The organism is Mucilaginibacter gossypiicola (assembly GCF_900110105.1).
In the GTDB taxonomy this organism is placed as follows: Bacteria; Bacteroidota; Bacteroidia; order Sphingobacteriales; family Sphingobacteriaceae; genus Mucilaginibacter; species Mucilaginibacter gossypiicola.
The window spans coordinates 651,901-664,019 of record NZ_FOCL01000001.1; the positions used below are offsets into that span (position 1 = coordinate 651,901).

Below are 12,119 nucleotides of genomic sequence, written 5' to 3' on the forward strand. Positions count from 1 at the left end.
CATTATTTACCAGTAATCAGCTTTGCCATAGTAAATGCGGCCCCTGCGGCAAGAGCCCCAATAATTACTACTTTTAATGCGCCGCTTAACGCAGGCTGGCCGGTCATTTTACTTTTAAAATAGCCAAAAATAAACAAGCAAATTATCGTTACCCCGCATGAGTAATAAAGTGCCTCTTGCGCCTCATGAATAATAATATAGGGCGAAAGCGGGATGATACCTCCTACGATATAGGAAATGCCTATAGTGATGGCGCTTTGGGTAGCGCGGTTTGCATCAGGTTCTTCCAGGCCCAGTTCATAACGCATCATAAATTCAACCCATTGGGTCTTATCTTTCGCCAGTTCATCTGCAATCTCATCCTGAAGATGCTTTGAAAGGCCGAAGCTCGCAAATACTTTCTTTACTTCTGCCTTCTCCTGGTCGGGCACACGCTCAACTTCATCATATTCGCGCTTCAACTCAGATTGATAGTGATCGACTTCTGTTCGTCCGGCAAGATATCCGCCCAAACCCATGGCAATAGATCCGGCCACTATTTCGGCAATACCCGCCGTAACCACCAGGGCTGACGAACTTACCGCCCCACTTAGCCCTGCCGCCAGTGCAAAAGGTACGGTTAAACCATCAGACATACCGATAACGATATCCCTGATGGTTTCTGAACTTGTTACATGATGTTCGCGATGCATAATAATTTATTTAAACTTCATTGCTAAAGTTACAATATTTGAGTTTAAGCCCGTTGAGCGCATATAATGCCCTGCCCTGATCTCCAGCGAATTGAAATGCTGCCATCCAAATACACCAGTTGGTGGTGATAACCTGATATTGGCGCCAACAAAATTACTATGAAGTGTTGACAAGTCGTAATCGCTGGTATAATATACAGCTGTTGGATCATGTTGCCCATAAGGTGCAAAGTAGCGTGTACCCTGCTGATTATTATACCGGTAATAGGGACTTACCGATACAAAAGAGGTTAGCTTTATGGGTATCTCTAATTCGGCTGTGTGCGCCCGGATCCCCCAATTGTCCATGTAATACCTGTAAAACGTTCTGATCACGAAATGGTCGTCCAGGAAATAATTGAACCTTACCGCAATGGGAAGTTTATAACGGCTGCCCGGCAGGTTTTCAACCCTTTCAGATCCATCGGTAAAATAATCACGTTGATATTTTGTTGCCAATAAACCATGCTGGTAGGACGGCTCGATAATAAACAAAGCCTGTAAACGCGTGCTCAGCACCTGCGAAATTGAAAATGATGTACTAAATGAATTGCGGGGACTATGGTCCACGTTACCCCGTCCATCCCTGTCTGACCCTGATCCATATCCAGGCGGTCGTAATTCAACCGGCAATATAACTTTCCAGGTATCAAGGAACACCTGTCCCTTAAAATCAAACTGCGTGTTTTTATCTTTTGATACTCGGGTTAGGTTAATCCCTCCGCCGAAAGACTGATAATCAAACTCGTGTGAATAAGATCCGGTTAAGCCAAATGCGTTTCCCGTTTTATCGTTAGATACCGTCCAATTTAGTGAGGGATAAACACGGGTGTCCTGTCTGGAGGCCGAAGAAACACTATAAGGATCGATCTTATCCGAAGAGGCCGACGTATAATGGTCAACGCCCAATTCAAAAGTAAAAGTGTGCTTATTTCCTCCTACACCATATTTTGATAATTGCAGATCAAAGGTATTAGCAAAATCAGTCAGTTTTTCGGTACCAATACCTCCTGTAACAGCAGAGTTGTTGCCATCCTGATGGTAATAAGCTGATACAATGTTAATTTCATCAATTTTAAGTTTACGTGCCTGGTAATTGCTGCTATCTTTAACGGGCAAGGTTTTAGTTTGCGCATGCGCGGCAACTATCCCTAAATACAAAGCGGCAACGCATAAATATATTTTTCTCATTTCCGGCAGCCGTTTTAATTACATCCGCAGCCACCGCCGCTTTTTCCGCCATTTGCTCCTGAGCCGCCTTCACGGTATAACTGAAAACTTTGCTCAAACTTCTGAGATTTACGGGCTGACAGTTCCATCTCCGCATCATTAAGGCGATTTTTCTGATAGGCCTTTACCGACATACAAGATGGCAGACAAAGTGCCGGCAAGCTACTCACCAGCATTAATTTAATCAGGGGTATTTTTTTCATGTATTAATTTTTAACGTTGATATTCCTGGAGGTGTAAAGGCGGTTATTGTCGTCGATGATCACACAAGCAAGTTGCTGTAGTTGATTTACCAAATCAAGGCCCACCCTGATACCCATTACGGTTACCGGTGTGGCCATAGCGTCGGCAAATTCCGCACTTGGGCAAATAATGCTCACGCTTTTAATTCCACTTACTGGCAAACCCGTTTTAGGATCGATGGTATGGGAATATTTTTTACCATCTATTACAGCGTACTTTTCATAATTACCGGATGTAGCGATGGCCATATCACTGATATTAAGCGTTGAAAAGGGTGTTAGTTGCTTATCGGGATCTGCAATAGCTATAGTCCATGGCTTACCGTTAGGTTGTGTTCCCCAGGTGGTTAGGTCGCCGGCTGCATTTACTATGCCACTGTTTACGCCGTTATGCTGTAAAATGGCTTTTGCCCGGTCGGCAGCATATCCCTTCCCTATCCCGCCAAAACCTATGCGCATACCTTTTTCTTTAAGCATAACTGTTAGGTGTTCAGGATCCATGATCACGTTTTTGTAATTGATCAGTCGTACAGCATTACGCGCGGTTTCGGCATCGGGCAAACTTTTCATGTTTATATCAAAGTTCCACAGGCTTTTATCAATTGATCCGTAGGTAATATCAAATGCCCCTTGCGTAATCGCGGATATTTTGAGCGAGCGTTGAATAAGCTGAAAAACCTCCTGATCCACTCTTACCGGCTTTATACCGGCAGCAGCATTAATCTGGTTGGTTTGGCTATCGTCGCTAAAGGTGGTAAGTAATTTTTCTATCCGGCTTATTTCTGCTACAGCCAAATCGATACGACTTGACGCCCGGCTCTCATCATCGCTTACTACGCTTATTTCAAAGCGGTTGCCCATCAATTTCAGAACGCGTTTATAAACGGTTGGCACTATTTCAATGGCTGTCATTTGTAAAGGCTTTGATCTGATCAATAAACTGATCGGTGGATTCATTTGGATACCCGTCCCACTCTGTTAACACTTTACCGTGCTCATCAACAAGCAGTGTAAACGGAAATTTACCATCGGGGTTGTATTTGTCCGCAAGTGCCTCGTTCAGTTTCACCTGCTCTTTACTCAATTGGTTTTTCTTTTGCCGTGGAAAATCAGCCCTTACCAAAACAAGCTTATCAGCTGCAAAATCATTGAATTTATCCGATTCCAGTATCTCTTTTCGTAACCGGATACAGGGGCCGCACCAGTCCGAACCGGAAAAGTTTATAACAATCAGTTTATGTGATGCAGAAGCTTCGGCCTGGGCCTTGCTGAAATCACCAAGCCAGGTAACCGGCTTAGCCACAAATAAAAAAAGTGTGAAGATCAGTAATTTCATTTTAACGTTTTTTAAGAGAATACCCTCAAAGATGTACCTGTTAGTGTTGTTTTATAAACAGTTAGGTTACGGTTTGCTGGCGAATTTTTAACCACTCCGGCCTCAGTAAACGCGGAGCCATGGTTATTACAATAAAACTGCTGACTACTACCCTGGTAAATGAGCGGGTAACTTTCGTGCGTGCAGGATTGCTGAACAGCAATGTAAGCGCCGGCCGTAGTCTTTGCTACAATTACGCCGTTTGAAGCGAGGTAACCACCATTGCTCAGCAAAGCCGAATTTGAGGAAAGGCTAAGATCAAGTGTAAAATCAACGCCCGTCGGCCCGGTAACACTGCCGGATGCGCTATCTGATTTTTTACTGCAACCGATGCAATTGATCAACGCAAATGAAGCGGCCGTAATTCCAATCGTTGAAAGAAATTCTTTTCTGTCCATAAATTTAAGATCGGGGTATATAAATAAGTTTCCTTTAAATTTAATTAGCAATTAGGTACTTCAAACAATGTGCGGACAAACGGCTATTTTGTGTCGGTAAACAACACAGCATAGTTATCCGCACTCTTCTTTTTTTAACAATAGTATTGCAACATTCTGTAGTTGAGATGAAATGCGTATTGTTTAACAGAATTTAACAATTTGAAGCTTTAAAAAAGGGAGTATTAAAGCCAGGTACAGATTTGCTTCAAATTTGAAAGCTATTTTGGCTTATTGGAAATAAGCTATAAATCATTGAGTATATAAAGCAATGAATATCCAATATCCTTTCAGGTCATCAAAGTCACGGCTTACTAAACCGCAGGAACAGATGCAGTTGATAAGTGGCTACATTATCAATCAAATGTTAACATCAAAAGAAGGCAAGGATGCCGAATCTATCTGGTTGGATGTACGAGCTACCGGGCTCGATATCTCACACAGCTCATTCAATAATAAATTGAAGAAACTGGTGGAGGCCGGCCTCATCGAAAAAATCTCATTCGGATATAACAAGTACCTGTATCGCGCAAAAACTTAGGGCAGCAAAGCACCGGTTAAGAAATTGATATCAGCAACAATTCAACAAGAGTGATATAGATCATATCTCCCGCTGACAAAGAACATCTTATTTAAATCCCTGCGTGTTTAGTTTTGATAAACTTAATGCGCTTAGCTATGTTAGGAAAATTGGAACAGCCAGAAATAGAAGCTTTGCTTAGCCGGCAAATTACAGGCCGCCTGGGATGCCACGCCAACGGTACTACCTATATTGTGCCTGTTAATTACGTATATAAAAACGGCGTTATCTATGCGCACTCCGGTCCGGGAAAAAAGATCGAGATGATGCGGCAAAACCCTGAAGTTTGTTTTGAGGTGGACGAAATAAAAAACATCTTTAGCTGGAAAAGTGTCATCGCCTGGGGAAAATTTGAAGAGATTACCGAAATTGGAGAGCAAGAACAGACTATGCAGGCCCTAATTCATAGGATCATGCCATTGGTTGAACAGCCTTCTGGCCATCCCTCCCATGGGATCACCGAAAGTGAATACGACCTGGGAGATAAAATTGACCTCATAGTTTATAAAATAATAATTGACAAAACAACCGGTCGGTTTGAGCACAATTAATCATCCGGTTGGGTGCGAAATAAAGAGCAGATACGTGCTGATTGTAACTGTTTATAGTTTCTTTCATGGTCAATAAAACCTAATTTGCTCTGATCAGGAGTATCCCCAAAATCATTAGCACATAATTATTGATGCGCTAATCTCATTTTCTCTTAACCCATTTCAATGCCTCAAACCATCCGGCGGAAAGAGAGCCTGCGCCGGCACTTACTGCAAGCTGAAATGCAGAAGGAGACTTAAATTCAAAAAACATTGCTAATGGCCTGATATAAAGCAACGCCAAGCCAAGCAGCAAGGTAAACCCAAGCATCGGGAACATCAGCCGGTTCTTATACTTTATTGTAACCCGCAGCGAGTAGTAAAATGAACGGTTAACCAGTGTCAGGAAAATATTGGCCGAGAGCAGGCAACTAAAAACCATGGTACGTGTCAGTTGCTCACTAAACCCTGCGTTTACTGCATATTGGTAAATAAGCAAGGTCACCCCGGTGATCACTAATCCTTGAATAACACTGGTCACTAACTCACTCCAATTGAAAAATGTCGAGACCAGAGGTCTTGGAGGCCGGAGCATAGTGTTCTTTTCGATAGGCTCATTCTCGTAAACAATAGAACATGTCGGCCCCATAATCAGTTCCAGAAATATAATATGAACAGGGGAAAATATATTAGGGTAGATCCATCCAAATGCTAAAGGAATAAATACTGTAAGAATGATAGGTATATGAATAGAAATAATATACTGTATTGCCTTTTTAAGGTTAGTATAAATACGCCGGCCCATGGCTATCGCGTCAACCATTTTTGACAAATCATCTTTTACAAGCACCAGCGAAGCGGCATCTTTGGCTATTTCCGTTCCTTTAGTGCCCATGGCTATACCAATATGCGCTGCCTTGAGCGCAGGTCCATCATTAACACCATCGCCGGTCATAGCAACAATTTCGCCTGCGGCTTTTAACGCGTTGACAATCTTTAGTTTTGCATCGGGGAACATCCTGCTAAAAATATTGACATGCTTTATCTTCTCCCCGAACTCTTTTTCGGGCAAGGCGAGTAACGCGTCGCCGGAGATGGTTTCATTGCCGTTGCGGAAACCTATTTCCTTTGCAATTGCCTGGGTGGTGAAAGGATTATCGCCTGTTATAATTTTCACAACGATGCCTGCCTTGTAAAAAGCTTCCAGTACATCCTTTATGTTCTTTTTTGGTGGATCATAAAAAGCCACCAGGCCAACAAAGTCAAATTGAATTTCCTGCTGCACCGGCGGAAACTGATTGCCATCAAGAAGTCCCCGCCCTACGCCTAATACCCGGTAACCTTCTGCCGATAGTTTCCTGATCGCGCTTTCAATAACTTTTTTTTCTTCAATATTTAATCCTGATACGGCCAGCAAAGCCTCCGGCGCGCCTTTTGCCGCAATGATCCGATGACCGCTTTCATTTTCAAAAACATGTGTCATCATTGGCGGCTTACCAGCCAATGGATATTCATGAACCAAACGATAACCGGGGCGCTCATCTGTATCACAGTTTTTATGATAGCCTTCATGTAAAGCCACTTCCATCGGATCAAAAGGAATAGGTTCGCTTGCCCACATTGCCAACGCCACCAATTGCCTTGCTTTTTTTTCATCCATCAACTCTACAGCGTCATAAAATTGCCTGGCCCCCCTTAAATATAATTTAGCAAGACTCATCTTGTTTTCAGTAAGAGTACCCGTTTTATCCGTGCATATTACTGATGCGCTGCCTAACGTTTCCACAGTTTTGATTTCTTTAACCACCACTCCCATCTGCATCAACCGCCAGGCCCCCAAAGCCATGAAAGTGGTAAATGCAACCGGGATCTCTTCGGGCAAAATGCTCATAGCCAGGGTAAGTGCTTTAGTAAGGCTGGCCAGCCAATCGGCAGAGCGGAAAAAATTGATAGCCCAAACAATTGCAAAAACAATGACACCAATGATGACCATCTTTTTTACGAAATTGTTGATCTGTAATTCTAACGGCGTTTTTTCTACCGTGATAGATTCCAGCCCCCTTCCAATTTTACCAAGCTGGGTCTGATCACCTATAGCAGAAACGGCAACCACTGCAAGTCCACTTACTACTGTGGTACCCTGAAATACGATGGGTTCAACAGACAATGGATCCTTAAAAACCGGGAGGGATTCTCCCGTCAGTATGCTCTCATTAACGGAAAAATCATTGGAATGCACGATCCTTCCATCCGCTGCGATGGACATACCTTCTTCGACTATTAGGCTATCGCCCACAACAAGCTCATAGCTATTTATATCAGTTACCAAACCCTCCCGGATCACCCTGCACTTTGACTGTGTAAAACTCTTTAGCTTATCGAGAGCAGCCTTACTCCTGGAATTTTGAAAAATAGAAATTCCGGCTACCAAAAATACGGCTATCGCTAAAAACATAGCATCGCCGTTCTGACCTCTAACTAAATATATAACGGCCGTTACTAATAGTAAAACAACCATTGGCTCTGCTACGAGGTCTTTCAGGGCAGTAAAAAAAACATTATTCTTTTCTATTGAAAGGCGGTTAATACCATATCTTTCCCGCGCAGCGGCAACTTCCAACCGGCTCAAACCCTGGATATGGAAATTATTTTTAGTCATTGACAACGCGGGGGATATTTAATAAAAAAAAACGGAACCGGTACCTCCGGTTCCGTAATGCCGCCGTCACCGGTATTGAACCCATGATGCGGATCATTTACCGAAACAGGAATAAATTCCATCCATCGGTTATAACAAAACTATCTACTATATTGAAGTCCGGACAGGACAATGATCAGTTTTGTTTGTGATCCTCGTCATTTGGAGAACCTTAAATTCCTTTTAAAAACTAAGGTTTGCGCATATTTCTTCTTATTTCCTTAGATTACATCCATTGTGCAGCGAAGCGGTTAAACTCGTGTCGCAGGTTGTTGAAAATATTCTCCTCAGTGATGTAGTTCTCATGGATGCCGGCATGCTCAGCGGCGGTCCTTTCAGAGATCACGGCATCGGTAACCAGTAATTGGGCCTCGATTGCCTTATCATTGATTTGGATATCGTGCCTTAACTTTGTCAGATAATCCTGATGGATGCTGAACTGATTTTGAAAATGTTCAACCTTTTCCTGCACTTCGCGCGCAGTATTATCTGCTGCTATTTCCTGTAACCTCTCCTGAAGGATACCCAGTTCCTGTGTGTAAAAAACAATGCCGCGTAAAGCGTCGTTATTGAGGTTTTTAACGTATTTGATATTGATATGATTTTTCATAATACAAAATTGCAACGCGCTGTATATGGCCGGAATGACCACGAACAGCTGCAAGGGTGACACTCGTCATGTATTGCCAAACAACTTCTCCTCAAATAAATGATCAGTATCATTTATTTGAGGAGAAGCGATCATTTCGCTGCCTAAACAACAACCTACCTTTGTTGAACCTAAGCATGGTAATTAAGGCAAACTCATACCCGGCGCCGGATAACACAAACAATAGCGCCACCTGTTATAGAATAAGCAACCAATCGACTATTTATGATAACCAAAGACGAAATTTTCGGCTACACACCCGATAAAAAATACCAAACGAGCGTAGCTTATTTTTCTATGGAATTTGCTGTTGACCAGGCGCTGAAGATTTACAGCGGAGGGTTGGGCTTTTTATCAGGTTCGCATTTGCGCAGCGCCTACCAGTTAAAGCAAAACCTGATTGGGATAGGTATTTTATGGAAATATGGTTATTATGATCAGGCAAGAGATAGTGAGGGTTTGATGAAAGCGGAATTTATCAGAAAAGAATATGCTTTTCTGAAAGATTTAGGTTTCGTTTTCCAGGTATCCGTTCATGATGCCCCGGTACATGTTAAAGCTTATTTACTCACTCCTGAAACGTTCGGAACAGCCCCATTAATCCTGCTGAGTACCGATATTGACGAAAATGATGAGCTTTCGCGTTCTATCACCCATTGCTTGTATGACCCGAATGAAGCAACCCGCATTGCGCAAAGTATTATATTGGGTATTGGCGGCGCTACTTTGCTTGACCTGTTGGGGCTTGAACCGGATATTTACCACATGAATGAGGGCCATTCCGTACCCCTTAACTTTTACCTGCTTGATAAATTTAAAAGCCTTGCGGAACTAAAAAAGCGGGTGGTTTTTACAACCCATACCCCGGAAATGGCCGGCAACGAATCACATAGCTATGTTCTATTAAAAGAAATGTCGTTCTTTTATCATTTACAAGATACCGAGGTAAGGAAAATGCTGGGCATGCAAAGCGACCGGTTTAATTATACATTGGGGGCACTTAAATTTTCAAGAAAAGCCAACGGGGTTTCAAAGCTCCACGGGGAAGTCGCCAGGCAAATGTGGGGTAAAAACCCCGATATATGCGAAATTACTTCTATTACCAACGCCCAAAACAACGCTTACTGGAGCGACACTGATCTTAACGCGGCCTTTGCTGATAATGATGATGGCCATGTCATAGCCTGGAAAAAAGAAATGAAACGAAGCTTGTTCAAAATCGTAGCCGACCAATGCGGTAAACTTTTTGACGAAAACGTACTAACCATTGTTTGGGCGCGACGTTTTGCAGGCTATAAACGTGCCGGCCTCATCATGAAAGACTGGGAGCGATTTACGGGTTTGCTCGAACAAAGCGATTACCCTATACAGTTGATCTGGGCCGGTAAGCCTTATCCTGAAGATAAGGATTCCATAGATCAATTTAACCAGATCATGATTAAAACCAGGCCTTTTAAGCGCTGCGCGGTGTTGACAGGCTATGAGCTTGCGCTATCGGCTATGTTAAAAAAAGGTTCGGACGTATGGCTGAATAATCCGAAACTTTATCAGGCACAAGCGGTATGACGGCGGCCATGAACGGAAGTATAAACCTGTCGATGCCTGATGGCTGGGTCCCTGAATTTGCCCGAGAAATGAATAATTGTTTCCTGATCAGGCCCGCACCCGGTACGATATCAGAAGAAGAAAAAGATATTCTGGAGAACAGGAACCTGATGGACTTGTTAGAAAACGTAATAATGCCCATGTATTATCGCAACCAGGATCAATGGCTATCTATCATGAAGCAAGCAGCAAAAGATATATTCCCAGTCTTTGAATCGGCAAGGATGGCTGATGAATACTACATGAAAATTTACAGTTCATAAACTATCAGCGATGCAATAAATTATATTTTGACGTCGGCTGTTTTGATGTTTAATAAATAAAACCGAAATACTCATGATATACCCCTATACCATGCGGGCCATGGTGCTGGAAAAAGCCGGCAACCCGCTCATCTGCAAAAAGCTGCCAATCCCCCGGCCTTCTGATTGCCAAGTACTTGTTAAAGTATTGGCCTGCGGCATTTGCCGTACCGACCTGCATATAATAGATGGCGAACTTGATAAACCCAAACTTCCGCTAATCCCAGGGCACGAGATATTAGGAACGGTAATCGAAGCCGGAAAGGCGGTCAAAGAGCCAGTTCCCGGTCAACTTGTGGGTATACCGTGGTTGAGTCAAACCTGCGGGCATTGCAAGTTTTGCCTGCAAGGAATGGAAAACCTTTGCGATAACCCGTTATTTACCGGTTATACCATAGACGGGGGCTATGCCGAATATACAGTGGCAAATGCCCGTTTTTGTTTTGTATTGGATGAGCAGTATCGCAGCCCATCTTCAGCGCCTTTGCTTTGTGCCGGCCTTATAGGCTTTCGTTCTTACCAGATGATAACGCCATCGGCCCAAAATATAGGCATGTATGGCTTTGGGGCAGCGGCACATATCCTGGTCCAGATAGCTATAGCTCAAGGCAAGAAGGTGTTCGCGTTCGTTAGAGACAATGACAATCAGGCAAAACAATTTGCAAAAGCTATGGGGGCGTATTGGGCAGGCGGCAGTTCGGAAACTGCGCCTGAGTTACTTGATGCGGCCATTATTTTTGCGTCTGCCGGCGAATTAATTCCCAAAGCTTTAAAAGAGATTGATAAAGGAGGCCAGGTGATTTGCGGGGGGATTCACATGACCGATATCCCGACCTTTTCATACGATTTGCTTTGGGGCGAACGCTCGGTTAAATCAGTTGCAAATTTAACCCGCCAGGATGGCTTGAACTTCATTTCTGCATTGAAAAATGTTGCGGTACATACGCAAACCCAGGTGTTTAAACTGTCCGAAGCTAATGACGCTATCTCGATGTTAAGATCAGGGCAAATTAGCGGCGCTGCAGTGCTGATTATGGATGAAGCCTGATCTAAAGGCCGCTATTCCAAACTGTTGGCATCTGCACGAAAAAACTCGTACTAATCGTCGGCAAAACGCTGAATTTGTGCAATGATATCATCAAGGTGGTGGCGATCCATATAATCAAATCCCTTTTTCATAACCAATTTTTTCTCAGGATCCTTTTCCAGCCAGGCGCCCATCTTTAATGATAACCTGTCCATCCATGAAAGTTTAGCAACAATACATCTGCCAGGGAGGAAAAACACTTTGGCCATTTTGCTGATATTATGGTCGAAGTTGTTTTTTATCAGCGCGTGCCGCTGCGCAATATCCTCATCGTTGGTGCTGCTAACAATGAATATAAAAAGCTTTTTGTGTTTTAGACTGTCGCTATTTTTCCTCAGCCAATCATGCAGCACTAACTTGCCGATATAAACTGGGCTACCAATTACAATCATATCATAAAGAGCCAGCACGTCGGGAGTCACACTCTCGGCTTTTGATACCGGCATTTGCAAAATGTTGGCCAGCCAATGCGCATATTGTTTAGTCGCGCCGTATTTACTCCCGTAAATGATGATTCCTTTCATGGCAATTGTCGATTTTGTACGGGCAAGTTACCTGGCAAATACCAACACAAAAATGACCCGGGTCATGTTCTAAAATGATCCAAACTATCATTGTTCCCTACATTTTTTGTCTGGGTTATTATCGTGATA

14 protein-coding genes are annotated in these 12,119 nt (G+C 43.2%); 5 read left to right on the forward strand and 9 right to left on the reverse strand.

Translation table 11 applies throughout. The annotated features are described in order from the left end of the window. Nucleotides 1-2: 2 nt before the first annotated feature. Genes BMX50_RS02635 through BMX50_RS02660 form a run of 6 tightly spaced genes read right to left on the reverse strand, consistent with a single transcriptional unit; the run spans nt 3 to nt 3,976 of the window. A complete protein-coding gene (locus tag BMX50_RS02635; protein ID WP_208864625.1) occupies nt 3-692 on the reverse strand; it encodes a VIT1/CCC1 transporter family protein in 690 nt (229 codons plus the stop codon). A gap of 6 nt (nt 693-698) precedes the next feature. Beyond that, nucleotides 699-1,922 (reverse strand): DUF3570 domain-containing protein, encoded by a 1,224-nt coding sequence (locus BMX50_RS02640; RefSeq protein ID WP_091207268.1) that lies wholly within the window; start codon nt 1,920-1,922, stop codon nt 699-701. A gap of 14 nt (nt 1,923-1,936) precedes the next feature. After that, nucleotides 1,937-2,164 carry a DUF4266 domain-containing protein gene (locus BMX50_RS02645; RefSeq protein WP_091207270.1) on the reverse strand — a complete coding sequence of 76 codons (228 nt, stop codon included), beginning with the start codon at nt 2,162-2,164 and terminating at the stop codon, nt 1,937-1,939. 3 nt (nt 2,165-2,167) lie between these two features. Beyond that, complete coding sequence (locus BMX50_RS02650; protein WP_091207273.1) at nt 2,168-3,115, reverse strand: FAD:protein FMN transferase; 948 nt, start codon at nt 3,113-3,115, stop codon at nt 2,168-2,170. Continuing rightward, nucleotides 3,102-3,539, reverse strand: coding sequence for a thioredoxin family protein (locus tag BMX50_RS02655; RefSeq protein ID WP_091207276.1), 438 nt, complete (start codon nt 3,537-3,539; stop codon nt 3,102-3,104). The genes BMX50_RS02650 and BMX50_RS02655 overlap by 14 nt, the downstream gene beginning before the upstream one ends. A gap of 11 nt (nt 3,540-3,550) precedes the next feature. Next, on the reverse strand, nt 3,551-3,976 hold the full coding sequence (locus tag BMX50_RS02660; RefSeq protein WP_091207279.1) for a QcrA and Rieske domain-containing protein: 426 nt from the start codon (nt 3,974-3,976) through the stop codon (nt 3,551-3,553). Between the two features lie 310 nt (nt 3,977-4,286). Here BMX50_RS02660 and BMX50_RS02665 point away from each other — a divergent pair, with 310 nt between their 5' ends. Further along, a complete protein-coding gene (locus BMX50_RS02665; RefSeq protein ID WP_091207281.1) occupies nt 4,287-4,556 on the forward strand; it encodes a helix-turn-helix domain-containing protein in 270 nt (89 codons plus the stop codon). 137 nt (nt 4,557-4,693) lie between these two features. Then, nucleotides 4,694-5,146 (forward strand): pyridoxamine 5'-phosphate oxidase family protein, encoded by a 453-nt coding sequence (locus BMX50_RS02670; RefSeq protein ID WP_091208579.1) that lies wholly within the window; start codon nt 4,694-4,696, stop codon nt 5,144-5,146. 142 nt (nt 5,147-5,288) lie between these two features. Here the strand turns inward: BMX50_RS02670 and BMX50_RS02675 are convergent, their stop codons facing one another. Next, entirely contained in the window at nt 5,289-7,784 is a 2,496-nt protein-coding gene (locus BMX50_RS02675) for a cation-translocating P-type ATPase (RefSeq protein WP_091207284.1), read from the reverse strand. A gap of 265 nt (nt 7,785-8,049) precedes the next feature. Then, on the reverse strand, nt 8,050-8,433 hold the full coding sequence (locus tag BMX50_RS02680; protein ID WP_091207287.1) for a hypothetical protein: 384 nt from the start codon (nt 8,431-8,433) through the stop codon (nt 8,050-8,052). Nucleotides 8,434-8,697: 264 nt separating this feature from the next. Between BMX50_RS02680 and glgP the strand changes: the two genes are divergently transcribed. The 3 genes from glgP (at nt 8,698) to BMX50_RS02690 (ending at nt 11,427) form a co-directional block, all read left to right on the forward strand. Next, nucleotides 8,698-10,038 (forward strand): alpha-glucan family phosphorylase, encoded by a 1,341-nt coding sequence (gene glgP, locus BMX50_RS02685; RefSeq protein WP_244280821.1) that lies wholly within the window; start codon nt 8,698-8,700, stop codon nt 10,036-10,038. Nucleotides 10,039-10,046: 8 nt separating this feature from the next. Continuing rightward, entirely contained in the window at nt 10,047-10,340 is a 294-nt protein-coding gene (locus BMX50_RS34850) for a hypothetical protein (RefSeq protein WP_244280823.1), read from the forward strand. 73 nt (nt 10,341-10,413) lie between these two features. Then, complete coding sequence (locus tag BMX50_RS02690) at nt 10,414-11,427, forward strand: zinc-dependent alcohol dehydrogenase family protein (RefSeq protein ID WP_208864626.1); 1,014 nt, start codon at nt 10,414-10,416, stop codon at nt 11,425-11,427. Nucleotides 11,428-11,477: 50 nt separating this feature from the next. Here BMX50_RS02690 and BMX50_RS02695 read toward each other — a convergent pair whose 3' ends face one another. Beyond that, nucleotides 11,478-11,990: a flavodoxin domain-containing protein gene (locus BMX50_RS02695; protein ID WP_091207290.1), complete on the reverse strand. Its 513-nt coding sequence runs from the start codon at nt 11,988-11,990 to the stop codon at nt 11,478-11,480. Nucleotides 11,991-12,119: the final 129 nt, after the last annotated feature.

What these genes read in the sequence shown, in the direction of transcription:
- BMX50_RS02690 (WP_208864626.1), top strand. Translation starts at nt 10,414, where the DNA reads ATGATATACCCCTATACCATGCGGGCCATGGTGCTGGAAAAAGCCGGC.
- BMX50_RS02640 (WP_091207268.1), bottom strand. Translation starts at nt 1,922, where the DNA reads ATGAGAAAAATATATTTATGCGTTGCCGCTTTGTATTTAGGGATAGTT.
- BMX50_RS02695 (WP_091207290.1), bottom strand. Translation starts at nt 11,990, where the DNA reads ATGAAAGGAATCATCATTTACGGGAGTAAATACGGCGCGACTAAACAA.
- BMX50_RS02665 (WP_091207281.1), top strand. Translation starts at nt 4,287, where the DNA reads ATGAATATCCAATATCCTTTCAGGTCATCAAAGTCACGGCTTACTAAA.
- BMX50_RS02655 (WP_091207276.1), bottom strand. Translation starts at nt 3,539, where the DNA reads ATGAAATTACTGATCTTCACACTTTTTTTATTTGTGGCTAAGCCGGTT.
- glgP (WP_244280821.1), top strand. Translation starts at nt 8,698, where the DNA reads ATGATAACCAAAGACGAAATTTTCGGCTACACACCCGATAAAAAATAC.
- BMX50_RS02660 (WP_091207279.1), bottom strand. Translation starts at nt 3,976, where the DNA reads ATGGACAGAAAAGAATTTCTTTCAACGATTGGAATTACGGCCGCTTCA.
- BMX50_RS02675 (WP_091207284.1), bottom strand. Translation starts at nt 7,784, where the DNA reads ATGACTAAAAATAATTTCCATATCCAGGGTTTGAGCCGGTTGGAAGTT.
- BMX50_RS02650 (WP_091207273.1), bottom strand. Translation starts at nt 3,115, where the DNA reads ATGACAGCCATTGAAATAGTGCCAACCGTTTATAAACGCGTTCTGAAA.
- BMX50_RS02670 (WP_091208579.1), top strand. Translation starts at nt 4,694, where the DNA reads ATGTTAGGAAAATTGGAACAGCCAGAAATAGAAGCTTTGCTTAGCCGG.
- BMX50_RS02645 (WP_091207270.1), bottom strand. Translation starts at nt 2,164, where the DNA reads ATGAAAAAAATACCCCTGATTAAATTAATGCTGGTGAGTAGCTTGCCG.
- BMX50_RS34850 (WP_244280823.1), top strand. Translation starts at nt 10,047, where the DNA reads ATGAACGGAAGTATAAACCTGTCGATGCCTGATGGCTGGGTCCCTGAA.
- BMX50_RS02635 (WP_208864625.1), bottom strand. Translation starts at nt 692, where the DNA reads ATGCATCGCGAACATCATGTAACAAGTTCAGAAACCATCAGGGATATC.
- BMX50_RS02680 (WP_091207287.1), bottom strand. Translation starts at nt 8,433, where the DNA reads ATGAAAAATCATATCAATATCAAATACGTTAAAAACCTCAATAACGAC.